Here is a 26,042-nt window from a genome sequence, read left to right as displayed (position 1 = left end):
ACTAATTCCACTTAACTTCACTAATAATTATTGGAGTTACTCTCGCAGCGGGTTTGACCCTAACAATAAAAGACTTCTTTAACGTAGCTTCATTATCGACAACTTCCAATTGTACCCTGAGGTAGCTACCTGTTGCAAAAATAAGAAACTCGTTCGCCTCTAAGCCTGTTATTTCCCGAAACTTATAGTCTGTGAGTGTACCAGCATCTCGTTCCCGTATAATGGTTTTCACTTTGTCGGTATCATTCAACAAAGCATTTAATATTAATTCCGGAGCATTCATTGGATTAAAGCCGATTTGGTTTGCAACAGTAAAATAATTTTTAACGTCTATATGGTTTAGGTCTTTGGCACCTCTTACTTTTAAAAATTCAAAAACTGATTGTAAATAACTATTTCTTGGTCCAGATAAACCTGCTGACTGATAGTAATCATTTTCAGCACCACTCGGACGGACAAGCGCATCTTTATCTTTCCAATCCTCAAGTGAAGCAATAACCACCTCAACCTGCTTTTGATCAATCCCCAAACGATTTAACGTATTTGACGCTAAAGTAGCATCAGTATAATTAAGATTAACAAGTGAGCGCATATCTTGGATCTGCGCATGAATGTTCTCACGCAATTTAAACGGAGTATTGTCAAACCGCCAATTTCGAATTATATCAACCGATGAATTAGTGTCTCTATAAGGCCTATACATCACTAAAGCCTCTATGAGCTCAGCTTCAGCCGTTTCTAACACTAGTTTGAGCTTGAATTTATTTACTGCCGACTGTGAAACTCCAACTTGATGCCTGACTGACTGTAAAACGAATAAGCTCATGATACTCAATATCAACGCAATCACTAGCACTTGAACTAATGCAACTCCTTGGACTTTGTACATTAAAACTCCTGCCTCATATTCCAGACCACTTTGCTTGCTGAGTCATTGGGGAGATCAACAGTAATATAAGTCTCTTTTTGCTCTGTATCAGTAAGTCTTAAGTTAATTTTTGCAGGTAATACCCTATGCTTTTTCGTATTAATCTCTGACAGCCACTGCATTTCAGGCGCTGGAATCAATAGATTATTTTCATAAACGTTTATACTTTCTAAAGCTTCCTTAAAATTACTATACGAGAAGTAACTAAACTCTAATTGTTTGGATTTTTTTATGAGTGTGACTCTATTAGTCCAGTGAAAATCTTTTGTAGGCCAATTGTATAGCCCTACTTTGTCAAGGGGTAACTCCGAATAGATTAAAGCATACTCATTGGACACTGGTAAAACTTCAAAGGAAACAAGTGCTAGCGAGTCTGAAAAAATAGGGCTGTTAGATACAAATATTACTTTATTTCTAGTACCTTCAAATAGGGCTGACTCTTCACCATCTTCATTAATTAAAACATGAGCATTAATTGATTCAACAGTTCGGATAAACGCCTCAATTCCTATGCTCGTATTAACGCCCCTCCAATACTGCTGGCTTCTTTTAGACCAACTATCACTAAATAAGCTATATGCGTAATAACCGGAAAACATAATCAGCGATAAAAGTGTTGTTGCTATCATTAGCTCAATCAAGGAGAAGCCTAAGTGGCTTTGTCTAGTTACGGCCATAGAAAGACCTCAAAATTAAACTGCTTGTTTGCAGCGTCGACATCCACTGATACAGTATATTTTCCATATTTCGCTTTCGGCGTGTTCTCAGAAGCTAAATTACTATAGTGGCTGACCTCTCTGAGTTTTGAAGCCGTCCATACAAACTCCATACCTCCAATCGTTAGTTTCCCAATGTACAGCTCTGCAAGTGCCTCTTTTTTAAACTCATAACGCAGGTCACTTTTAATAGATGAAATAGCAATGGAAGCAAATTGGCTGTAGTTAGTTGTGCTTACCGCTTTTGATGAAAACTTGGCACTGGAATTATAAATTTCCGAAGTAAGTGCAATTGCGGTAAATAAAATAACAGCAGCAATAAGTACTTCTATTAAAGTAAACCCACGTTTTTTATTCAGCATAATTATCAAAGATCGCTGGAGTACTATAAAATAACGGCCCTTTAATTGGGTCAATAATCCCATATTTATTTGGAAATATCTGAGCCTTTGTATTGATTATAAAATCTTCAGGTACAAATTGGATCACTTCGAACTTAATAACCTCCTTCTCATTCTCGGATGAATGCACTATTACCGTGTTTCCGACTATCGATATATGTGTTTCAAGCCCCGAAAAGTAAGACTTATACATTACTCTTTTGAATATATTTTCCACTTTTTTTATTTCTATTATTTCAGTCCTTTTCGAGACGGCTTTCACGACAAGCCCACCCGTTAAGCTCATCGCCACCCCCATAATGGCAAGGACTATCATTAACTCAATGAGTGAAAAGCCTTGACTGGATTTAGAGTGGAACATCATTAATAGACACCATACTTAACAGCATCGTGATAACAATACCGCCAACAAAGCCCCCCATAAATAGTAACATTATAGGCTCTAGCATTGTGGTAAATTTACTGATCACTTGCTCTAGGTCTGTACGTGAGCGATTTGCAACTTCATTAAATACTTTGGGTAGTTGCCCTGTCTCTTCACCCACTTTGATGATGGATAGAAAGAAGTCAGGAAATATCCGTGTTTTACTAAGTACAACCCCCAACTGTTTACCTGACTTTAGTTGTTTTAGCGCTTGTTTTGCGTCACGTTTAAAATCTGGGTGTTTTAATGTTTCAGCTGTTAGCGCAAGTGTAGTGTCTAGTTGCAGACCGGCTTCTAACATCATTGACATAGATTGGGCAAATCTAATCCTTTCAGAGGTAGTAATAATAGCGCCAATACCAGGGATTTTACTGGCTTGTACATATAGCCAATTTCTTGCCTCTGGCTGTTGTAGAGCGTAGCCACCTAAGACTAAACTCGTAATTGCACCACCAATAATAAACAACTGGTTATCAATAAAAAATTGGCTCACCCCGATGATCATTTGGGTGTACCACGGCGCTTGGCTCAAGTCGGTAAAAATCCCTGACATTTTCGGTACAATAAATGTCAGCACAAAATACACAGCCATCAAACAGACAAAGAAAATCACACTTGGATAAGTAAGTGCGGTACTTACTTGTGATTTGAGATCTTTTTGAAATTTAAGATCTGCCGCTAAGCGTTGCAACACTTCGGGTAAATTACCAGAGGTTTCACCAATTTTTAGCAGGCTAATATATAGCGGTCCAAACAGTGCTTCGTGTTTACCAAACGCTTGGCTGAGCGATTCCCCTTTTTTTATCGAGCTGGCAATTTGATTTAGCAGCCGCCCAAGTGCTGGATCGGAATTAGATTGACGAATAATATCAATCCCTTTGTCTACCCTTACCCCACTTTCGAGCAACAAGGAGAGTTCACTGGTGAAAAACTCCAGTTGATCGAGCGTCACTTTTTGCGTAAATAACCCAGAAAAAGAGGATGACTTAGCAATTGCCTTTATTTCTATCGGACTAAGCCCCTCTGCATTGAGGCGTTGCTGAGCTTGTGCTTGGTCGTTGGCTTCAATGGTTCCTTGGTGGCGGGAACCATTACTGTCTATTGCCTTGTACTCAAACTCCATTAGCCTGCAACCCTTAAGACTTCATCTATCGTGGTAACACCGGTGATCACCTTAAAGAGACCATCTTCAAGCAAGTCTCTTCTTTGTAGCTTTTTGTTATGGGCTTTGGCTTTACCGATAAATTGATCATTTTTAGGAATTGCTTTTATATCATCATCACAACGGAGGTATTCATTCACTGCAATACGTCCTTTGAAACCTGAATTATTACAGTGTTCACAGCCTTTGGGCTGTTTTAAGTTTAAGGTTTTTATACCCGCCATATCAGCTATTTCTTGTAGAGGGTACTTATTGATTAGTTCATCTGCATTTTCAGCAGGCTGTGCACAATGCGCACAGAGTCGACGCGCCAAACGCTGAGCAACCACTGATACAAGGGCTGCGTTTAATAAGAACTCTTCAACACCTAAGTCAAGTAGTCGAGTATAAGCACCCGCGGCATCGTTAGTATGTACTGTACTAAATACTAAGTGACCAGTTAGCGCTGATTGAAGCGCAATTTGTGCCGTTTCTTTATCTCGGATCTCACCGACCATGATGATATCAGGGTCTTGTCGGACGATAGAGCGAAGACCTGCGGCAAAATCAAACCCTATCTCAGGGTTTACTTGTACTTGGTTAATACCTTCAAGCTGGTATTCTACCGGATCTTCTAACGTAATAATTTTTACGTCTTCGGTGTTTAGCTCATTAAGAAAGGTATACAACGTAGTGGTTTTACCTGAGCCTGTAGGACCGGTCAGTAAGATCACACCCGTGGTCTTTTTCAAGTCTTGATTGATTAGCCCTTGAGTATCTTCTGACAAGCCAAGCACAGACATATCATATCGAATAGAGTCTTTTCTCAGAAAACGTAAAACAATGCTTTCACCTTCATTCAACGGCAATGCTGATACACGAATATCTAATTCTTGATTGGCAATACGCATCTCTATCTTGCCATCCTGTGGACGACGTTTTTCAGCGATATCCATGCCCGATAAGATCTTAAGACGAGTGGTAATTGGTAACTGCATTTTCGGTGCTAATGAGTCAACTTCATGCAGTACACCATCAACTCGATATCGCACCCTAAAACGCCCTTTATATGGCTCAAGGTGCATGTCCGATGCGCCACGAGATAACGCTTTAGTAATCAATGAATTTAATAAGTTAACAGTCGGCGCTTCTGAAGCGAGTTCCCGCAGTCTTGCTTCTTCAGCTCCGGTGAGCTCATCTTCACTGAAGTTTGCTTCTGTTTGACTCTGAATTTCATAGAAGAAGCTTTGTAATTGCGCTTCTGTTGCAACTAATACAGTAATCGCTACGTTTTGGCGCATCAAATACTGCGACAGCTCTGTATCAAGAGGGTCTTTACAGGCAATGACCCAGCTGTCGTTATCCGCGGATAACAAGACACAGTTAAGCTCTTTTAACTTTTCGTAACACTCAAACGCTACCGAGTCACTTGGCTGCCAGTTTGGATAATGTGCGGGCTCAAATGTCTCATAACCAAGCAGAACTTGATATAAGGGAGGTAAATCATCTTCCGTTAAACACCCCATATTGATGAGGATATTCTCTAAACGTCCACCATATCTTTGTTGATAAGTTGCAGCTTTATCAATGTCCGAGTTTGATACTTTGAATGACTCACTCAGTAGCGATTTAATATCCATCATTTATGTACTACATCCTCACTTTCGCCTTCACCACCGGGCTTACCGTCTAAGCCATAAGACAGGATGTCATAAGGGCGATTGTCACTGCCTGGCACGGTATACACATACGGTTTACCCCACGGGTCTAGTGGAATATCTTTTGGCAGATATGGACCATCCCAATTAGCTGCATTGCTGCGTCTTAACTCTTCTAGTGAAGATGGTACAGTGCCCATATCCAAACGATACGTATCGATCGCCGTTTCAAACATTTGCATCTGGGCTACAGCCGTTTTCTTTTTAGATGAACCGACTTTTGAGAATAACTTAGGTGCAACTAAGGAACCCAATAACCCTAGAATGATCAATACGATCAACAGTTCTATTAAGCTAAAACCTCTTGCTTTTTTCATCTTTAGTTCCTCTATCGTTGATGAGCTACATCTGTATTTTTTGGTTGAGCCCCAATAAAGTATTTGGCACCCAACTTGTTTCTATACGCGGTCTATTTTATCAGCTTATTTTGGCTGATACCCATTAATTTCAGCAATTACGGCTTGCCACATTGCTCGATTTTCTTGTTTTACCTTCGTCGCATGCCCGTAACCGGCTTGTTTCTGGCTATCTAGGTTATTGATAAATTGCGTTAGCTGCTTATTTACTTGCTCAGGCTTCGCTAGGTAATCCAAAATATTATCTGCTAAGCCATACTCTTCAAAGAGCATTTCGTATTTATGGCTCCAACTGGTAGCCAAGCAAGGAACACCTTGTGATAGCGCACTGACACAACCATGAAAGCGACTACTAACCACAGCCTGGCAGCGCCCTAACAGCGCTTTGATTTCAACTGCACCCAAACCATCGACGATTTCAACACTTTCCCCTATAACTTCAGCTATCTGTTCACACAAATGCTTATCTTCAGCACCTTCATGGTTTAGGAGCAAAATATCGAATCCATGCTGTTTAAAAAACTCGGCTTGATAACGCCAAAATGCAATATATGCTTCGCTGCCAGTTTGTGCTGTTTCATGGTGATATTTAGAAATCACTTTATTATTTGGAATAAAACAGACCGTCTTTGTCGCAAATGGTTCAATAATACTTGGTTCTATTAGCGCCGTAAAATCAGGGCTTTGATGTAACGTGCCAACTTCATTAAGTGCGGCACAAGCCTGATAGGATGCTTTATCTCTGGCATATACTTTTGTCGCTGAGTTTATCAATTTTCGAGCCGCTTTTGCATGCTCTACTTTGTTAAACGGACCAAGTGCTTGCGGTAACACAATATAAGGCTTACCTACTTGTTTGAATCGTACAGCTTCCTTTGCTGCATTTTTCAAATCATTTAATGGCCATTGATCGCCATACGAAAAACCACTGGCGTTCAAAATAATATCGACATCTGCCTCTGTTACAATGCCATAACGTTTAAGTAGGCGTTTAGCAAATTGCGGTAATTTGCCGAATAACCCCGTTAAGTCGAAGGGTCCCCTCCGAAAACTAAGCTTTTGCAACGCCCCTAATCTAGCTCTTTGTTTGTAGGGAAGGTTTGGACCTGGAGACAATACTAGATTGTACTCACCTATTTCTTTATCTAGCTGCTCTAACACAGACAACAGCATTAGTTCAGCACCTTTATTGGAAAACTGAACCCCTTTTACTTCTATATTAATCACTCTTTTGGTTCCACACGTGTTAGTAGCACTTCTGCTGATTTTTTGTTTGAAAATGGAATGCCACCATCAGCTAAGGCGTATCCGACGGCAATAAACATTACAATACGCTTATGCTGGGGTAAATTAAGTAAGCGCGCAGCTCGCTCGTCTAATTTGTGTAATTCAGGCCAGTTTAACGCACACGTCGATAATCCGAGCGTTTCGCATGCTAGCATAAACTGCATACTGGCCAACGACGCATCGATATAAATTACATGACGGTCTCGCTCAAAAGGGTACGCTGACAAATCACCCACTACCGCTAATAAACAAGGGATTTGGGTTGCAAAGCCCGCCGTGCCACCTGGTAACGTGGCAGCTTTTTGCTTTATCTGCTCATCATCAATCCACATAAATTCATAAGCTTGACGATTACATGCACTGGGTGCTTGGGTTGCGATAGTCAAAGCATCAATTAATAGTGATTTATCTACGTTTTTTTGCTCAAACCACCTCACTGAGCGCCTTGATGTAGCAAGTGCTTTGAGCTGCTCGTAAGAAACATCATGCTTTACTCGCTGACTACTTGAATAAGGTATGGCGCTACAATCATCTTCAAACTCAATGGCTTGAAAAGTAAGGTAACTACTTTTAACAATAGGATGACTGGTATCACAGACGTCAAAGTACTGTTTGAGCACCGAATGAGCCCACTTTAGATCTGTCTGTTCTAGATTATCAACTTGTGTAGCCCGCTCATACACAGACACAGTTTCAGCAATATAGTCCAGAGCAAATACTGGTTTTCGAGGCCGCATAATCAACCCCTTTTCCAGCCTATGAATGTTACGCCTGAGTAATGCACTGGCGCTTTTTTGGATCCCTTGATGCTTTTGATATTGGATCTTTGCTTTTAGTATCGCCTGCTGCTCGTAGCCAAATGCGCGGTCAAACAGTAAATAGTAAAGTCGACTTAACGTCGGCACAGCAACAAAAAAAGGTCGCACAGCTCCTCGGGTAAACTCAATGGTATTGATGATGTGCTTTTTTAGTTTCTGCATAAAACGTAAATACGGGAAACCCAAGTTTCCCGTACCCTTTTTGTGTTAGATTTTTATGACGTATTAGTCTTTATTCAATGTTGCCAGCGATGCTGCTGCAAGACCAATTTGTGACAATATTTGAGTCGCAGTACTCCAGAGAGTCAGTTGATCCATATGCTGCGCGTCTAGTGGCACGACGATGGTATCACCTGGAGCTAGTTGGTTTGCGTAATTGCTCACCGCAAACCATGAACCTGAACCTGGTAGAACAACCGACCCATTAGCTTTTATAATGTAAATGCGCTCATCGTCAGCCTTCTGTTTTAGACCACCGCTGGCTTTAATGTAGTCGTCAACCGATTTACCCGCATCGAATAAGTGTGTCGCGGCAAGATTGACCTCTCCGATAACACTCACTGAATCTTGCATCGCTGGAATATACAGCGCATCGCCATCTTCTAGTTGAATCGTTTTTGTCGCGCGTTTATCTAAATCAATAACAAGACGCCCCAATGCTTCAACCTTAGATAAATCACGTAAAATTTTATCCATATCTTCATAAGGCATCGAAGTATTTGCTGTCGCACTTTTTTGGAAGGTATTCGTAATGATATCGCGTCTAAGCTCTTGCGTTAGGCGTTGAATTTGCGAGGTTTCTTTACGCTTAATTGATTCACGAGTGAAAATTGCCGCATCCTTATGGGCAAACTCACTAAGTCCTCCAACTCTGGTAAGTAGGCTTTCCAACGTCTCTCCGCGCTTGATGGTATAAATACCAGGAAACCTAACCTCACCCACAACTTTTACTTGCAATCTATCCTGCCAATTTGGTCTCGGGAAGATATTGACTGTATCTTTACTCGTTAGTGCGTGCGTGGGGCTTGTTAGTTCATCTAAGCCGTTAAATTGAATATGCTCAACTTGTTTACCATCATTATATATAACGCGGGTCAACTCAACTTGCTCAAGGTATGCTGCTTCAAGAAAGCCACCGGCTGCCTGTACTGCTTTTTGGAAGTTCGCTTGCTTAGCTAGAGGATAAACGCCTGGGAATTTAACTTGCCCATTAACAGCAAATAACTTTGCAGGCTCAGTTGGCGTTGCTTGCCTTTGTAACTTAGCAACTATAGGCGCAAGAAGTTTTTGACGGCTAAATACTGCATAGTCATCTTCTTCAATTTCTTCCGGCTCTTCGAAAAGAGCCCCTATGCTGGTGATGAGTTTGACTTCTTCCTCTTCTAATTCAAAAAGCTCATCGTCTTTCAATCCAATGTACTTTAAGAACTCGTCACGCTCAAATTGCTCCCACAGTTTGACATTTTCACGCAGCTTCAATTGCTCTTTATTGTAAGCTAAATCGTCTAATAGCTGCTCTTCTTCTTCTTTCAATTGATAACGGCTAAAAACAACAATCGTGTCGTTGGAAGACAGTGCAATGTCACCGGATTTACCATCAAAAATATCTTGTAATGAGAACTGTAAGATGTCGATGTCACCTTTGAAGTTTACTTCACGGATGATAAGTGAATAACCAAAGTCTGCTATCGATAGTAAGTCTTCACGTGGTGCGCTAAATACGTCTTTTAATGTCTTACCTTGGTGCCACTCATAGTGTCCTGGACTCGTTACCGCCCCCACTACAGTGACGGTATTTTGAAACCGTGTGGAAGCCGCATTTACGGAAATCTCATCACCATTTTGCGGCTTGTAACTGGTACTCTGAGTAAAATTATAGTTAAGCGTAATGCGTTTACCATCACCGTTGTAGCGTGAAACTACCACTTTTGATTTATTTGCATTCGCTTTAAAACCGCCTGACATTGCTAAGACACTGTCAAGTGAGTCAGAATCTTTAAGCTCAAAAATAGCTTGGCGATTTACTTCACCTTTAACTTTGATTTTTTTCGCAGCCGGCGGAATAAATACAACATCACCAGGTTTTAGTACAACATCATCTGAGCTGTCGCCAAACAATAATAAGTCATATAGATCAAAAGTAGTAACAAGCTCGCCAGCTCTTTTTACTTGAATTTTTCTTAATGAGCCATTATCACTCACCCCACCAGACACAAACAACGCATGCGTCACAGTGGCAAGAGGAGATACCGTATAGCTACCTGGTTTGTATGCTTCACCAACAACCATGATACGCATAGGGTTTAGCTCACCCATAGAAACAAAGGCTTGTACTCCAATCATTTCTTCTGCGATTTTTTTTGAGATCAGTGCTTTTAGCTCTTTGAATGACAGTCCAATCACATGGATAGGACTTAAATTTGGGATAGCGAGGCGACCTTCTCTGTCAATTTGGACTTCATGCTCTTCATTGGTTTTACCATACAGATTGATCTTCACCATATCACCTATACCTAACAAATAAGTGTCAGGTATCGCTGCCAATTCTGATGGCATGAAGGTCGTTGGCTCTCCTGCAAAAAGCTCATAACCAAAAGGTTTTAACTCTTCTAATTTTGGCTTGTATTTGTCTTCCTCTGTCTCTTCCTCCAGCAAATCTTTTTGATCACGAGGTCGAATTGAGGAATCTTTCTCCTCATCTTTTTTATCACCTTTAGTATTCCCGTCTAAGGTGTTCAAATCTATACCGTAACGTTTCGCAAGCGCTTCCTGCTGCGCTTTTGGAAGCTTTTTAAACTGCTCAATTTGCTGTTTACTCGGTGTAATCGCAACGGTTTGATGCGAGATAAGTATAAATACTGAGAGAAATAATATTCTGAAGAACTTCACTGAAATCTCTTCCATTATGGATTTTTGTTAAACTTTGAGCATTCTACCGAAGTTTAAAAGAATTAAAAGGGCACTGAGGTACCCTTTGGCAAGATACTTGTTAGAAACTGTAAACCAACGTAAGTGAGGTTTCAGTGTCTGTATTTTCTTTTTCGTCTGCTACGTCAGAGTTATGAATAATGTTATAAGCCACTTTCATCTGCAGCGAGCCGTTGATTTTAGATAATAGTGCGGTCTCTGACGTTGTTTTGGTGTTTGTGTCACCGTATTCTATCGCGATCAGCTGAGTAAAACGTGCGTTGTCAGAAATTTGCCATTGATAGTCTAGTTTACCAACACCGATAAACTCACTCTCAGATGTACCAGCTAATAGCTCGCCATTATCGCCTAGCTCTTTACTATCATCTTGGTGCTCAAAACGCTTAACACCAGGACCAATTTCAGCATTTAAGTACATATCATCATTTTCAAATAAACGCTGGCCATAACCCACAGAAGCCACAGCTTCACTGCGATACGCGCCAAAGTAGTCAGATACGTAAGAGCCAAATACAAATAAATGACTGTGATCTTCATTTAACTTGTAGTTACCTTGTACCGAAGCCGAATACTTTTCGTTAGTGCGTGATGTGATATCTTCACCGGCATCATTTTCGCGTGTGTCTTCTTTATAGAAGCCATCCAGCTTGTATTCATTATGCCAATTTGTGAGGTTATGCTTTGCTTTTATGCCACCCTTTAGTGTGGTTGTTTCAGTATTACCACTGGTTATGATCGCACCTACCTCACTTGTTACATCCCAAACTTTCTTTGGCTTTTTCGCTTTTCCTTCTGCCGCTGCTGTTGTGCTAACAGCCATAAGAATACAACAGGTTAAAACCTTTACTTTCATTTCAAACTAACCTTTTTACTGATCTTTGTGTAGATGAACATCCATTTGCGGGAATGGAATCGTGATATTCGCGTCGTCTAGTGCAATTTTTATATTTTCTACTAGGGTGAAATAAGTTGGCCAATACTCTTGCGTTTCAACCCAAGGTCTCACCACAAAGTTAACGCTTGAATCTGCCAGTTCTAGAACTGCAACAGTGTACGCCGGCTCTTTTAGGATCCTTGGTTCGTTGTCGAGTACGGATTTTAATACTGCTTTTGCTTCTCTAAGGTCGGCATCGTAACCAACCCCTATCACCAAATCAATGCGACGCGTTTTTTCACGCGAGTAGTTAACAATGGCACCAGACATAATCGACGAGTTTGGCATCACAATTACTTTGTTATCTGGTGTACGTAACTCTGTCGAAAAGATCTCTATCTTTTGTACACTACCGGCCTTACCGCCTGCTTCAATATAGTCACCAGACTTGAAAGGGCGTAGCATGATGATCAATACGCCTGATGCAAAATTAGATAAAGAGCCTTGTAGTGCAAGGCCCACAGCAAGACCTGCGGCACCCAAAATTGCGATAAATGAAGTGGTTTCTATGCCAACTTGAGACAGCGCCATCAGAAGTGTTGCAGCAAACACTATTGCATATGCTATGTTAGCAACAAAAGAGCCAACCGCTTTGTCGACATTGCGTTTACTAAATGCTTTGATTGTGAGCTTCGCACTGAGTTTGGCAAGCTTCAAACCAATAAAAAAGATAATTAGCGCAATCACACCTTGAAGTGCGTAGTGCAAGATTAAGTCTGAGTTTTCGTTAACCCAATTCCAGATAGCTTCCATCCCCATTCCTCTTGTTATTTGTGTTACGCAGTAGTAGTTTGTATCGACTGAATACTTGTTGCTCTGATGGTTTGACGCTAACTGCGTCAACCCCTTCTTGTCTAGAACAAATTTCCCCCCCCACTGAAGCGCTATAAGTACAGCAGCGTCAGCTCCACGCCAAAACGGAGCCATCGATGATAGCAATGAGTTAGATTACTTCTTATCTAAGCCTCATGTGAGTCTGGTCAATTAGAAATATTATTAGATCGTCCGGATCATACATAGGATATATGAATATTTGCTGTATGCAGAATTTTTATGCAAAAAAATCTTTTTCTCCGTTTTTTTGCATATTTCGCTTTGCTTTTTTTAAAAACTTATGTATTATGCGCGCCACACCAAACGAGGTGTTCAATTCTTTTTGTGGCGGCTGTAGCTCAGTTGGTAGAGCCCTGGATTGTGATTCCGGTTGTCGTGGGTTCGAGCCCCATCAGTCGCCCCATTCTTTCCTGCATTATAGTAGTTCTTACCTTATTAGTACTTAATTCATCCTAATCAAACCGTTTTTTACGCCATTTTCTGCTGTTGACTAAATTGTCTGGCTGATTTGAAAAAACGATTGGTTTTAGCTTGCCGACCACACTGCTTTCACACTTTAAAAAACATCGATATCCAATTATCTAAATTAAGTGGTCTACTTTGAAGCGACAGAATCTTGTCGATAACTCCGCTACCGCGTCCCGCTCTCTCTAAGGTACCTACGCTCTGTAGGCAAGGCGAATATACGTGTACGTGCTAATAGCCGGCTGCTGGAAGTAAATTCAACGCAGTTAGCGCTAGAGCTGGCTGCTAGAAAGGTATTAATTATCCAAAGCTCAGGTTATTCAGTTATTCTAAATAAGAAATTTTTAACGCGGTTCGCGTCAGGTTTAACCCTTCAAATTAAGCAAGTAGTAAGTCTATTGGTATAACCACATGGTCTGATAGATAGGTATAGAAATAAAAAATGCCACCTTATTCAGGTGGCATCACACACGGGATTATTTCTACATACATAGAAATGCTTTACGTTATTTTGCTACGCCTTCTTTCTGAGCTTATGGCCCTTCACAGCATAGAAAATAATAAATAAGTAACAAGGCAGCATTACAAGGTGCGCTATTTGCTGCGACTCTACTGTACCTGACGTACCTTTAGCTAAGCCTAAGAATACAGGGCCAAATGCACCACCGGCAATTCCCATAACCAATAACCCTGAGCCTACACTGGTTAGCTTGCCAAGTCCAGATAATGCGAGAGGCCAAATTGCAGGCCACATGATAGCATTAGCTAAGCCGAGTATTGCAACCATTAATAGAATATCAGGTAACGCTGACAAACCAAATAGGTTTGAGATAATGAACGAGTCGGGGCTACCAAATGAAATAGCCAGTGTCAGTAATACACCAAGAATAGCAGAAGCGGTTAGAGCCTTTTCTTGAGAGATCACTCTTGGGATTAATAAAATACCTAATATGTAACCTGCAACCATACATGCCATGGTATAAGAAGTCATGACGCTATACTTCTCAACTCCAAGCGCTAGTGCGAACGAGCCAATCGTGTCTCCTGCAATTACCTCAACCGCAACGTATAAAAACAGCGCAATGACGCCAAGTTTTAGGTTCGGGTGCTGTAATGCTTCTCTTACTGAACCATGCTCTTCCTCACCTTCCTTCTCAAGCTCTGGCAGTGGCGCAAACTTGATACCTAAAGCAAATATGCCAATAAAAACGGCTAAACCAAGATAAGGCCCTACTAAGCCATTCGCCATCGCGTCGATGTCGGCCTGAGTTAAGTCTTTACCTGCCATATCCGTAAAATTACTTAACACTAAAGCTGTAAACACCAATGGTGCAACCACACCTGCTCCTTTGTTCAAAATACCCATGATGCTCACTCGCACCGCAGCTGATTCTTCAGGGCCAATACGAACCACATATGGGTTTACCGCAGTTTGCAATAATGTTTGCCCAATTCCCATGGTGAACTGTGCAAATAAAAATAGTGCAAAGATCTGTGTTTTTGCAGCTGGAATATAAAGTAGCGCGGCACACATCATCATTGCAATGGCGATAGCCATACCGTTTTTGTAGCCGACCTTTCTGATAACAAGTGCTGAAGGCACGGCAGTAAACGTGACCGCAATATAGAAAGAAAAAAGGATAAATGAAGATTGGAATGGAGTAAGTTTTAACACTTGTTCCAAATATGGCATCAAAGACCCGTTGAGCCAAGTCACAAAGCCAAGAATAAAAAACATGGCGGCGACTATCGCCATTGGGATAGCATTACTTCGTTTTGTTGTATTCGACACGGTAGCTTCCATAAACATTACTCATCGTTTATTGTTCGTTTGGCTTTTGCCTTTTTATTTTTGCTTTTACAGTCTTTCTTTTACAAAAATGACAGCGCTGACATTTAACTTTACGTTAAAATCTGTTTCATTTCCAGATAGATTTTGAGCAAGGCGCTCAGCTACATCCAGCTTTTTGTATGTAGAAGGCTGCGCTTTACTCTTTTTGCTTCTTTAACTATGCGTTAAAGCTGTTAAAAGCACATTATACATTTCCTCACTGCGCTACAAACGTTAGGAGTCTACATCCATATAGACTCGCTAAAAATTTTACACTCAATTGTTCTAATTGAATATTTTTATTGTGTTTGTAGCAGCGCGCCAACCCAAACAGCGCGCAGTGGTTCAAAGTAAATTAATTTAACCCCGTAACGCGACTGACATTTTTGTCACCCATGCGTGTTCTGAGCAGCACTTTGCTTTCATCAGCAATACTTATCTGTCCAGTATATCGTTGCCAAGACTCGCCATTATCCAAACTCACCTCGATAGGAAGAAAAGGAAATGCACTGTTAGCTTTGAGCTTTCCAAGTACCACTTTGGCACCTGGCACAGGTAGGTTTGGATTAACCCCATCATTTTGCAACTTAGCAATTTCTTTCAGTGATAGTGCGGCTGCAAATAATGAAAAGTCTTTGTCTAACTCCGCTTTATCTATTTTGCTCCCTTCCCAATCGGCTTTATGCCATGCACGCTCGGCGACTGAGAGTATACGCGGGAAGATTAACCGCAACACTTGCTCTTCAGTACGGATTGTTTCACTCCATATCTGTCCTTGCATCCCAATTATATTTTGTGGCTTTCTCAACGGTGGTAGCGCTCGACCAACCAATGCTTCTAAGTTTTCAATCGGCTCTCTGTTTCGGGTAAAGTCAGCGTTAGCATAAACATTATCCGGCATGTACGAGAAAGATTTTTTAGTATCGGTGTAGCGAGTCGCCCAATAATAACCACGTTCTTGCGGGTGTGCTTCATACGGATGGTCAAAGTACAAATGAGTGCCATGAGATAAAATAACTTGATAGTTATTGTTGGCAAAGCGATGCGCGCGATCTGCAACCCCCCACTCCCAAATATTATCCCATGTATTTACTAAAAACTGTGGATTCGGAAATTCATCACGCTTGAAAGTTGTCGTGGTATTATACATTAGGCCATCTTCCCATGCGCCCGGTGTTATCCCTCTTTTAGCAAGTAATGTTGCGACTCGCTGAGTGAAGTAAGGCTTAAGATCGTTAGGCCCGGCAACACCATTATCTGCTTTTGCAAATAACGCATCACAAGCTGGTGACTGTGTCCAAGACCCCTTACCGACTTCATCTCCACCAAAGTGCACCGTATTTAAGATAGTCCCAGCTTCACGGTACATATCTTGGAGCTCATATACAACTTTCTCCATAAAAGCGTAGCTTGAGTCTAAACACACATTAATCGAGTTGTCTTTATAAAGCTGTACCGTTAAATATTCAGATTTATCATCAATATCTGTCAGTAAATAAGCTTTTGCTTCATCACGTTTACCTGCGGCCATTAACTTATGGTAGCGTGCTTCCATAGACTTAATAGCTGCCCGAGCATGTCCTGGACTTTCTATTTCCGGGATGATCTCAATATGACGTGCTTTGGCAAATTTAAGTAACTCTACAAAATCTTCACGGGAAAGGTAACCATTACCCGTTCCAGATTTAAAAGGACCAGTGCCCAACTGAGTTAGTAAGCACTCACGCTCTTCTAGATCAAAACAGCGATAAGCTCCAACTTGAGTCAGCTCAGGAAGATCTGGAATTTCTAAGCGCCACCCTTCATCATCAGAAAAGTGCCAGTGGAACTTGTTCAGCTTATAGCGTGCCATTTGCTCAACTAACTTAAATAGCGCCTCTTTACCGTGATAGTTACGAGCATTATCATAGTGCATACCGCGCCAGTCGAAGCGAGGAGAGTCTTTAATCTCCACATGAGACAAAGTCACTTCATTTTTGCTTCCAGCAGGAAAGAGCGCGAGCAAGCTTTGGATACCATAAAACACACCCGCGTTATCAATTCCGACAATTTCTATGACATCGTCGTCTATTTCTAGGGTGTATGAGCCGGCTTTCTTGTAGTCATAGTCTCGACCTAAGCTTTTAGCAACTTTCAAGCGAATAGTTGGTAAGTTACCTTCAGAGATATGATTTGGCTCAGCCTTTAGGTTGAGGCCGTATTCCGACAAGTCCTCTTGAAAGACTTCAACCTCAGACTTTAGCCGTCCAGCATAACGGATTTGCCAATCGCTATTTAAGGTAATCTCACCGCGATTAAAATCAATAAATTCTGGTTTGGGAATGATACGTTTAAGCGCATCAACTTTTGCTACGTCAACATTACTTTGATTACGTTCATAGCGTAATTCAGCTGTGGCTATTTTGGTGTAGTCGGTTGGTGTGTTGTATCTTTTAAGCTGGTTTTCACGTTCAAATGGCGCAACAAACTGGGTCATGTCTTCAGTATCTGTGTTAGCAAATATCACTGGTTTATTACTACCAGACACCATAAAAGCACGCGGCATAAAATCACTGTATGCAGCAACCCATGCACTACCATCGAATAAAAGCTGTAGTTTTTCGCCTGATTTTAATCCTGCAAATGATGCTGTCGGTGTTATACGGTGAAGATCGCCATTAATATGTTCAAATCGTAATCCGTTTGAAGACTCGGTTGAAATATGACGTACAGAGTGGATATAAATTTGCCAGTCACTTTGCCCTTTAGGTAGATCCACTTTTGAATTATTAGTCAATGTAATAGAGCCACTGAACCCCTCAGCTCCGTTGCTGAAATTATTTTCTACGGCAAATTCAAAATGTGTGTCAGTTGCAAACTGCGTGAGTTGCTGTTGAGTCAATGATGCTTGTGTATAGAACGCGCACCCAGCAATCATCGCCCCAAGCAAAGTCGTTTTTATTTTCATCTTTTGCTCCCAGTCTTCATGTCCAATTCAATATGAACAGCATTTAATCACTTATTGTTCCCAAACATCATATAAAAGTTAAAATGACAGCGCTATCATTATTTTTTAATCTCTTTATGCTAAGCAAATGTAAGCTACTCGCTTTTGTCACAAAGGCAATCTTATTTTTGTAGGTAGGGTGTTGTTCTACTGAGATTATTTGAAAAGTTAAAGCGTAATGAGAAGAGCGGATTTACTCTTTGCACTGAGTAAACCCGCAATAATAGATGTGTGCGAAATTACCAGATCTTTACTCTGTCTTCTGGCTTCAGGTACATCTTATCACCTTCTTTCACATCAAACGCCTGATAAAATTCAGGCATATTTGGTAATACACCAATGACTCGATAGTGACTTGGCGAATGCGGATCTGTCATTAGACGATTACGCAGCTCTTCATCACGGTATTTACGGCGCCAGATCTGTGACCATCCCATAAAGAACCGCTGCTCACCCGTATAGCCATCAATAACAGGCGCTTTGTTGCCAGCTAAAGAAATCTGATAGGCTTTGTAAGCTACCGTTAATCCACCTAAATCACCAATATTTTCACCAAGCGTCAGCTGGCCATTTACCGCTGCATCCTCAAATGGTTTAAAGCTATTGAACTGCTCAACTAATTTTTGACTACGCGTTTCAAACTGAGCTAAGTCAGACTCACTCCACCAGTTTCTAAGGTTACCATCGCCATCATATTTAGCGCCTTGGTCATCAAAGCCATGACCTAACTCATGGCCGATAACCGCACCAATTGCGCCGTAATTTACAGCATCATCAGCTTCTAGATTAAAAAATGGCGGTTGTAAAATGGCCGCAGGGAATACGATCTCGTTGTTTACCGGGTTATAGTAAGCATTTACCGTTTGTGGCGTCATAAACCATTCACCACGATCAACAGGCTTGCCTAACTTGTCAATCATCTCCTGATTAGCAAACTCACTATAACGAACATAGTTTCCTACTAAGTCATCTGGGCTAATGTCTAGTGCCGAGTAGTCTTTCCATTTGTCTGGGTAACCAATCTTAGGAGTAAACTTATTGAGCTTCTCTTTTGCTGCGACTTTGGTTTCTGAACTCATCCACTCAAGGCCGTCAATAGCTTGGTCAAAACCTTTGATCAGGTTGGCTACCAACTCTTCCATTCGTGCTTTAGCTTCAGGTGGGAAGTAAGACTTAACGTAAATCTTCCCAAGCATTTCACCAAGTACTGAGTTACTCGCATCAACGGCTTTTTTCCATGTTGGTGCTTGTGCTTCAACGCCACGTAACGTCTTACCAAAGAAACCAAACTTAAGGTCAACCACATCTTTGCTCAATAGCTCTGCGTAGTCATTGGTAAAGTGGAAAGCAAAATAGTCTTGCCACACCTCTAAATCGGTACTTGCAATTATTTTAGATAATGACTCAAAAAAGCTCGGTTGACTGACGATCAATGAGTCCGTTTTGATCCCTAATGCACGTAAAAATGCTGCGGCATCAAAATCTGGCATTGATTCGTTAAAAGCTTCAACGGTTAATTTATTATAGGTTTTGGTTGCATCCCGACTTTCTACACGCGTCCACTGTGCTTCAGCAATTTGCTTCTCTAGCTCTAGAATATTTAACGCGGCTAGCGCTGGGTTTTTATGCCCAGTTTTGGCCATGAGCTGCTCTATATATAGCTGATATTGCTCACGGATCTTAGTGAATTTTTCATCATCTTTTAGGTAGTAGTCACGATCTGGCAAGCCTAAACCCGACTGGAACATGTATAGGGCATTTTCACTTGAGTTTTTGGCATCATTATTTACGTACCAACCAAAAGGAGTATGTGCGCCAGTTAAACGCATTTTAGCAAAGATAGTTGGCAGTTCTGACTTACTTTTCAGCGCTTGGATCTCACTAAGATAAGGCTTGATAGGCGTTAGCCCCAGCTCATTTCTTGCACCCTCATCCATATAACTTTGATAAAACGCACCCAACTTTTGCTCGTCTGATCCCGCTTTTGCAGTGCTATTATTGGCTGCTTCTTCGAGTACTTTGCGCAATGCCTTTTGGGAGTCATCGTACAGTTGTGTGAATGAGCCATAGTTGGATTTGTCTGCTGGAATAATCGTATTTTCGAGCCAATGTCCATTCACATGATAGTAAAAGTCGTCTTGAGGACGAACTGATTTATCTATATTACTAAGCTCAATACCCGAGCTTAGCGTAACTTCTTGTGTCTTAGGCTGCTCAACTTGTTGTTGTGTTTGCGGTTGTTCGCTACAACCAATCAACCCCAGTGCAAGCGCAACACTTGCAGCGGTCAATGATAATTTTTTCATGTAAATTCCCCTGATAGAGTTTCGTCGTATGACGACCATACACTAGTCTACTGATGCTCCATATGGATGACTATCATTCAAGCTTGGTATTTAGTAACAAAGTTTGTCACTCTTTTTGTGCCGCTTGTAACCGTTCCACAATGGCTTTATTTGCCGCTGGGAAGTCTAACTCGTGTAAGTTCGAAATCGCTACCCATTGTGATGGTTGCCCCTCAGCGCCATGTGCTTCTCCTGCGAACTCAGTAACTATATGAATATGTAAGCACACCGCTTTATCAGGATAATCGTGCTCTATCCTCATCAACTCAGTAGAGCTGTGTATATCAATCCCGATTTCCTCTTTTAACTCACGTTTTAAGGCAGAGAATACGTCTTCTTCAGCTTCAACTTTACCGCCAGGAAATTCCCACAGCCCACCTTGGTGTTGATCTTTGCTGCGCAAGCAAACAAAGATTTTTTGGTTTTTTTCAATTACCCCAACAGCAACTTCTACTCGTTTTTTTTCCATGATTTTCCTCATAAAAAAAGCGACTGTTCGTCGCTTTTTTAAAGTTATACCAATTTTCTTAATAAAGTGGTCTATTTTGAGGTGAGAAAATCTTGTCGATAACAAGGCAAAAATTTTGCTATTTAGTTGTTCTAAATAAGAAATTTTTAACGCTGTTAGCGTCAGATTTACTCCTTCAAATTGAGCAAGTATTAAGTCAAATTGGTATTAAATAATGATTATTCAATTATTTTAGCTTGCCACAACACTGCTTATATTTCTTGCCAGACTGACAAGGACATGGCTCATTACGGCCCACTTTTGGTTCAGTGCGGTCGCTCACTACAGCGCCCTGTGGTGCTTCACCACCTACGCGCTCAACTTCTTCGTGTTGATATTCGCGTGGTGCTTGCTCACTCTTACGATGTTGCTCTTCAACTTTCTCAACATCTTCCTCTGCACGAACCTGTACTTTGCTCAGAACACCTACAACGTCAATCTTCAAATTCTCAAGCATTTGTGAGAACAGCTCAAACGATTCACGCTTATATTCCTGCTTTGGATTTTTCTGCGCGTAGCCACGTAAGTGGATACCTTGGCGCAGATGATCCATCGCCGCTAAGTGATCTTTCCAGTGCTGATCTAGACTCTGTAACATCACTGCTTTTTCGAAATGACGTAGTACATCCTCACCCACCATCTGCTCTTTTTGCTTGTAGGCGTTATCTACTTCTTCAATAATGCGCTCACGAAGTACTTCTTCGTAAAGCTTGGTATCCTCTTCAAGCCATTTCGCAATCGGAAGCTCAACATGGAAATCATTTTTCAAACGCTCTTCCAACGCTGGAACATCCCACATTTCAGCCAGGCTCTGTGGTGGAATGTATTGATCGATAGTCGCATTCAATACGTCTTCACGAATAGCAGTGATAGTTTCAGAGATATTACCTTCTTCGAGTAGCTCATTACGCTGCTCATAAACTACTTTACGCTGATCGTTTGCCACATCATCATATTCAAGTAGTTGTTTACGAATATCAAAGTTGCGTGCTTCAACTTTACGCTGTGCATTTTCAATAGCGCGGTTCACCCATGGATGCTCAATAGCCTCACCACGTTGCATGCCTAGTTTGCGCATCATGTTAGTCATGCGTTCACCAGCAAAAATACGCATTAACGCATCATCCATTGATAAGTAGAAGCGGCTTGAACCAGCATCACCTTGACGACCAGCACGACCACGTAACTGGTTATCAATACGACGAGATTCATGGCGTTCTGTACCAATGATGTGCAAACCACCTGACGCGAGTACAGCATCATGGCGAGTTTTCCATTCCTGTTTAATTTGAGCAATTTGCTCTTCAGACGGATTTTCAAGTTTTTCAACATCCGACTGCCAGCTACCACCAAGCACAATGTCAGTACCACGACCCGCCATATTTGTTGCGATAGTCACTTTTCCTGGCAAACCTGCATCTGCAATGATATCAGCTTCTTGCGCATGGAATTTAGCATTCAGTACGTTGTGTTCGATTTTTTCTTTACGTAAGAAGTGAGAAAGGTATTCAGAACTTTCGATTGATACTGTACCAACGAGTACAGGTTGGCCACGTTCTTGGCAGCCTCGAATATCTTCAAGAATAGCTTCAAACTTCTCTTCTTGAGTTAAGTAGACTAAATCTGCACGGTCATCTCGCACCATAGGTTTATTGGTTGGGATAACAACAGTATCTAGGCCATAAATTGATTGGAACTCAAATGCTTCCGTATCCGCCGTACCTGTCATACCTGCAAGCTTGTTGTAAAGGCGGAAATAGTTCTGGAAAGTGATTGAAGCCAACGTTTGGTTTTCATTTTGAATTCGAACGCCTTCTTTTGCTTCAACAGCCTGATGTAAACCTTCAGACCAACGACGCCCTTCCATCGTACGACCTGTATGTTCATCAACGATGATAACTTCGTTGTCTTTAACAACGTAATCAACATCTTTTTGGTACAGTTTGTGAGCGCGAAGCGCAGCATAAACATGACTTAACAATGAAATGTTGCCAGCAGAATAGAGCGAATCACCTTCTTCAATTAGATTACGCTCAGTAAGTAGCTCTTCGACCTTAACTTGACCACGTTCAGTTAAATGAACTTGTTTGCCTTTCTCATCAATAGTGAAGTCGCCATCACCTTCAACGCCTTCTTCATCTTCTTTTTCTTGCTGCACAAGTTCAGGAACGATCTTATTGATTTCAGCATATAATTCTGAGCTATCTTCGGCTGGGCCTGAAATAATAAGAGGTGTACGCGCTTCATCGATAAGGATTGAATCCACCTCATCCACAACAGCATAGTTCAGAGGACGTTGAACACGCTCTTCAACGCTAAATGCCATGTTATCGCGCAGGTAGTCAAAGCCAAACTCGTTGTTTGTCCCATAAGTAATATCGGCGCCGTAAGCCTGCTTTTTCTGTTGCGGCATCATACCTGGTACGTTACAGCCAACAGTCAACCCTAAAAATTCAAATAGTGGGCGGTTGGTTTCAGCATCACGTTTCGCTAGATAATCATTCACCGTGATCACGTGTACGCCTTTACCAGAGAGTGCATTCAAATATGCAGGTAGCGTCGCAGTTAATGTTTTACCTTCACCCGTTCTCATTTCTGAAATGCGACCTTGGTGCAACACCATACCACCTATCATTTGCACATCGAAATGACGCATTCCAAATACGCGCTTAGATGCTTCTCGCACCGTAGCGAACGCCTCTGGTAATAAGTCATCTAAACTTAATCCCTGCTCAACACGCTGTTTGAATTCAGCGGTTTTGGCTTTTAATTCGTCATCGCTTAATTTGGTATACTGCTCTTCTAAGGCATTGATTAAGGCGACTGTTTTTCTTAAGTTTTTGATGGTGCGATCATTACGACTACCAAAAATTTTGGTAAAAATATTAGCTAACATGTTTGAACCGATTCACTCTGTGTATTGGCTGACCCATACTTCTAAGCCAGTGTTATTAAGACTGGGTCGCGCTTGTCCTGCTGGCGACAAAAGCGTTCCTAAATTCAAGTTGCTAGATTGCCAATTTAGGAGTGAGCATTTGTGCATTGCCGAATTAAAATTATGCCCTATCATACCAGACTCTTTGCTTCTGCAAACCTTATTGAGCAAATAATACCGGCCTTAATTGCAAGAAATCTTTACTGTTAGGCGTAAGGTTACTATTGCACGTTATCAAGTTTTATTGACACATCACTCTAAAGCGCCTCATCGATTTGGTTTGACTGGTCATATAACCTGAGCAACGGATAATAAGTACCTTTCGCACAGCCAGTTTTTCACACAAATTGACCAAGCGCACGGCTGATGATAGCTAACACTATCTTGCTCAATACTTGATCAATTTAGGGTGTAAACTGACAGAAGCTCACTTTATCCATACAGATAACATGACGAAAGAAGGTAAATAGCCTGGGCTTCAGATAATTAATACCTTTCTAGCAGCCATTTTCGACGCTAGACAATGAGATAAATTAAGCTTTGCCTTAACAGCAAGTTAGGGCACGCCTTATCAAACCCTCAGGGCAAATACGCTAGATGAGTTTTTTTAAGAAATAAGTTATACCAATTTGACTTAATACTTGCTCAATTTGAAGGAGCAAATCTGACGCTAACAGCGTTAAAAATTTCTTATTTAGAACAACTAAATAGCAAGTTTTTTGCCTAGTTATCGACAAGATTTTCTTGTCTCAAAATAGACCTCTTAATTAAGAAAATTGGTATTAACTCGCTTATTTCTCAAATCCCAGATTTGTATTCACACAAATATTAGTACTTATGGATTTCTCAATATCGAGTCTCTGTTATAATTCAAAGAGACTGAGAAACGACAAATACGATACGTCATGTACCTGTGCTTGTTGATATGGCGGTTATTTTTTATTTTTCAACCTACGGGAAGTAAGTCATTGGCTAAAAATCGCTACAATCCAAAGCCATTGGATGAAGTTATGGGTGGGTGGTCTGATAAACTCAATCAGTATGGCCAAAAAAGTGCGCAGGCCGCACAATTACAAACTTGCTTAGTCGAGACGCTCGGACCTATTTTGAGTAAGAAGTGTCGAGTCGCGCATTATCGAGAAGGCACACTCACAATAGAGGCCGCTTCAGCGACCCTAGCCACACGCCTCAACTTTTTAAAAATGGATATACTTAGCGCTTTTCGAAAGGCGGGTGTTCATGACTGCGCTTTAGTGAAAATCACAACAAACCCTGAGGCACAACAGCGGCTAAACAATACTGTTGAGTCACCATCCACAGCTTACAAAGCTAACCGTAACATGAGCCAAGCAACTGGCGAGCAACTGCTGGCATTAGCAGAGTCGGCACCACCTTCATTGAAGGCCAAGCTAGAAAAATTAGCCAAACACGCAACCGCAGCGCAAAAAAAATGACGCCTCAGCGTCATTTTTTTATTAATACCAATTAAGATTTTTAAGCAGTTGCAGTATTGATACCAGCTTCCATACCTGGTGCAGGCATGCTGACCGGCTCTTCAAAGGTTGCCCACTCCCATGCTGATTCTGTCGCCATAATCTCGCGCAGTAACATGTTGTTAAGGCCGTGACCTGATTTGTAGCATGAAATTTTTCCTAGAATGTTGTGGCCCGCCATAAACATGTCGCCAACACAGTCTAAAATTTTGTGCTTTACAAATTCGTCCGCATAACGAAGCCCATCAGGATTCAATACTTTAAACTGATCCAGCACCACTGCGTTATCCATGCTGCCACCTAATGCAAGATTATTAGCGTGCATGTACTCTATGTCTCGCATGAAACCAAAAGTACGCGCTCGGCTGATCTCTTCAGTGAAGCTTTGTGCAGTGATGTCTAAACCAATACGTTGGCGGCTCGCATTTATTGCAGGATGGTTGAAGTCAATTTCAAAGTCGATATGAAAGCCGTCGTAAGGCTCTATTTCAGCCCATTTGTCGCCGTCTTCAACACGCACCTTCTCTTTAATGCGAATAAAACGCTTAGCAGCATTTTGTTCTTCAATACCGCCTTTCTGAATTAAGTAGATAAATGGCAATGCACTGCCATCCATAATCGGCACTTCAGCGCTATCTAATTCAACAATTAGATTATCAATCCCAAGTGCAGCTACCGCAGCAATTAAATGCTCAGTAGTAGACAAGCGAACACCGTCTTTATTCGTTAAACACGTACACAGTTGCGTGTCGCCCACAGCTTCTGGCGTTGTTTCAAAGTCAACAACTGGGTCTAGATCAACGCGGCGAAATACAACACCTGTATTCACACCAGCTGGTCGGAGAGTGATCGTGACCTTTTCACCTTTGTGTAAACCTACACCTGTGGCTTTTACGACTTGTGCAATCGTACGTTGTTTAATCATATATTCGCCCACTTAAATTTCAGATAGGCGGCGGAGTATAACATAGTTCCGCCAAACTGCCAATCTCTG

At 41.4% G+C, this 26,042-nt stretch carries 19 protein-coding genes and 1 tRNA gene; 2 read left to right on the top strand and 18 right to left on the bottom strand.

Going from position 1 to position 26,042, the window contains the following annotated elements; genetic code table 11:
• Nucleotide 1: 1 nt before the first annotated feature.
• From J8Z24_RS02895 to J8Z24_RS02840, 12 genes are all read right to left on the bottom strand, one after another.
• Nucleotides 2–889: a type II secretion system minor pseudopilin gene (locus J8Z24_RS02895; RefSeq protein ID WP_176032531.1), complete on the bottom strand. Its 888-nt coding sequence runs from the start codon at nt 887–889 to the stop codon at nt 2–4.
• Nucleotides 889–1,605 carry a PulJ/GspJ family protein gene (locus J8Z24_RS02890; protein ID WP_176032532.1) on the bottom strand — a complete coding sequence of 239 codons (717 nt, stop codon included), beginning with the start codon at nt 1,603–1,605 and terminating at the stop codon, nt 889–891. Before J8Z24_RS02890 ends, J8Z24_RS02895 begins: the two co-directional genes overlap by 1 nt.
• The gene (locus J8Z24_RS02885; protein WP_252095220.1) at nt 1,596–2,006 is read right to left on the bottom strand and encodes a type II secretion system protein; all 411 of its coding nucleotides are present in this window, start codon (nt 2,004–2,006) and stop codon (nt 1,596–1,598) included. The genes J8Z24_RS02890 and J8Z24_RS02885 overlap by 10 nt, the downstream gene beginning before the upstream one ends.
• A complete protein-coding gene (locus J8Z24_RS02880; RefSeq protein ID WP_176032534.1) occupies nt 1,996–2,409 on the bottom strand; it encodes a type II secretion system protein in 414 nt (137 codons plus the stop codon). The genes J8Z24_RS02885 and J8Z24_RS02880 overlap by 11 nt, the downstream gene beginning before the upstream one ends.
• Entirely contained in the window at nt 2,393–3,592 is a 1,200-nt protein-coding gene (locus tag J8Z24_RS02875; protein ID WP_252095219.1) for a type II secretion system F family protein, read from the bottom strand. Before J8Z24_RS02875 ends, J8Z24_RS02880 begins: the two co-directional genes overlap by 17 nt.
• Nucleotides 3,592–5,253 (bottom strand): GspE/PulE family protein, encoded by a 1,662-nt coding sequence (locus J8Z24_RS02870; RefSeq protein WP_147389418.1) that lies wholly within the window; start codon nt 5,251–5,253, stop codon nt 3,592–3,594. The genes J8Z24_RS02875 and J8Z24_RS02870 overlap by 1 nt, the downstream gene beginning before the upstream one ends.
• Nucleotides 5,250–5,645, bottom strand: coding sequence for a type II secretion system major pseudopilin GspG (gene gspG / locus J8Z24_RS02865; RefSeq protein ID WP_128731087.1), 396 nt, complete (start codon nt 5,643–5,645; stop codon nt 5,250–5,252). Before gspG ends, J8Z24_RS02870 begins: the two co-directional genes overlap by 4 nt.
• Before the next feature lie 105 nt (nt 5,646–5,750).
• On the bottom strand, nt 5,751–6,911 hold the full coding sequence (locus J8Z24_RS02860; protein WP_176032537.1) for a polysaccharide pyruvyl transferase family protein: 1,161 nt from the start codon (nt 6,909–6,911) through the stop codon (nt 5,751–5,753).
• Nucleotides 6,908–7,951, bottom strand: a complete 1,044-nt coding sequence (locus tag J8Z24_RS02855) for a nitroreductase family protein (protein WP_176032538.1) — start codon at nt 7,949–7,951, stop codon at nt 6,908–6,910. Before J8Z24_RS02855 ends, J8Z24_RS02860 begins: the two co-directional genes overlap by 4 nt.
• A gap of 63 nt (nt 7,952–8,014) precedes the next feature.
• Entirely contained in the window at nt 8,015–10,693 is a 2,679-nt protein-coding gene (locus tag J8Z24_RS02850; RefSeq protein WP_252095218.1) for an SLBB domain-containing protein, read from the bottom strand.
• An 85-nt stretch (nt 10,694–10,778) separates the two neighbouring features.
• A complete protein-coding gene (locus J8Z24_RS02845; protein ID WP_252095217.1) occupies nt 10,779–11,570 on the bottom strand; it encodes a DUF481 domain-containing protein in 792 nt (263 codons plus the stop codon).
• 15 nt (nt 11,571–11,585) lie between these two features.
• Nucleotides 11,586–12,404: a mechanosensitive ion channel family protein gene (locus tag J8Z24_RS02840; protein WP_125251078.1), complete on the bottom strand. Its 819-nt coding sequence runs from the start codon at nt 12,402–12,404 to the stop codon at nt 11,586–11,588.
• Between the two features lie 408 nt (nt 12,405–12,812).
• Between J8Z24_RS02840 and J8Z24_RS02835 the strand changes: the two genes are divergently transcribed.
• Nucleotides 12,813–12,888, top strand: a tRNA-His gene (locus tag J8Z24_RS02835).
• Nucleotides 12,889–13,464: 576 nt separating this feature from the next.
• Here the strand turns inward: J8Z24_RS02835 and nagP are convergent.
• The 5 genes from nagP to secA all read right to left on the bottom strand — a co-directional run bounded on the left by nagP (nt 13,465) and on the right by secA (nt 23,516).
• Nucleotides 13,465–14,754, bottom strand: a complete 1,290-nt coding sequence (gene nagP, locus J8Z24_RS02830; RefSeq protein ID WP_353506999.1) for an N-acetylglucosamine MFS transporter NagP — start codon at nt 14,752–14,754, stop codon at nt 13,465–13,467.
• 382 nt (nt 14,755–15,136) lie between these two features.
• Nucleotides 15,137–17,728 (bottom strand): family 20 glycosylhydrolase, encoded by a 2,592-nt coding sequence (locus J8Z24_RS02825; protein WP_252095216.1) that lies wholly within the window; start codon nt 17,726–17,728, stop codon nt 15,137–15,139.
• A gap of 278 nt (nt 17,729–18,006) precedes the next feature.
• Nucleotides 18,007–20,073 carry a M13 family metallopeptidase gene (locus J8Z24_RS02820; protein ID WP_252095215.1) on the bottom strand — a complete coding sequence of 689 codons (2,067 nt, stop codon included), beginning with the start codon at nt 20,071–20,073 and terminating at the stop codon, nt 18,007–18,009.
• Nucleotides 20,074–20,179: 106 nt separating this feature from the next.
• Nucleotides 20,180–20,581, bottom strand: coding sequence for an 8-oxo-dGTP diphosphatase MutT (gene mutT, locus J8Z24_RS02815; protein WP_147389426.1), 402 nt, complete (start codon nt 20,579–20,581; stop codon nt 20,180–20,182).
• 226 nt (nt 20,582–20,807) lie between these two features.
• Entirely contained in the window at nt 20,808–23,516 is a 2,709-nt protein-coding gene (secA, locus tag J8Z24_RS02810; protein ID WP_125251073.1) for a preprotein translocase subunit SecA, read from the bottom strand.
• A 1,007-nt stretch (nt 23,517–24,523) separates the two neighbouring features.
• Between secA and J8Z24_RS02805 the strand changes: the two genes are divergently transcribed.
• Nucleotides 24,524–25,009: a DUF721 domain-containing protein gene (locus J8Z24_RS02805; protein WP_176033876.1), complete on the top strand. Its 486-nt coding sequence runs from the start codon at nt 24,524–24,526 to the stop codon at nt 25,007–25,009.
• A 40-nt stretch (nt 25,010–25,049) separates the two neighbouring features.
• Here the strand turns inward: J8Z24_RS02805 and lpxC are convergent, their stop codons facing one another.
• Nucleotides 25,050–25,973, bottom strand: coding sequence for a UDP-3-O-acyl-N-acetylglucosamine deacetylase (lpxC, locus tag J8Z24_RS02800; RefSeq protein WP_010368639.1), 924 nt, complete (start codon nt 25,971–25,973; stop codon nt 25,050–25,052).
• Between the last annotated feature and the right edge of the window lie 69 nt (nt 25,974–26,042).

The organism is Pseudoalteromonas sp. SCSIO 43201, assembly GCF_023716725.1.
Taxonomy (GTDB): domain Bacteria; phylum Pseudomonadota; class Gammaproteobacteria; order Enterobacterales; family Alteromonadaceae; genus Pseudoalteromonas; species Pseudoalteromonas peptidolytica.
The sequence above is the reverse complement of the archived record's forward strand: the minus strand, read 5'-3'. Positions and strand labels throughout refer to the sequence as shown.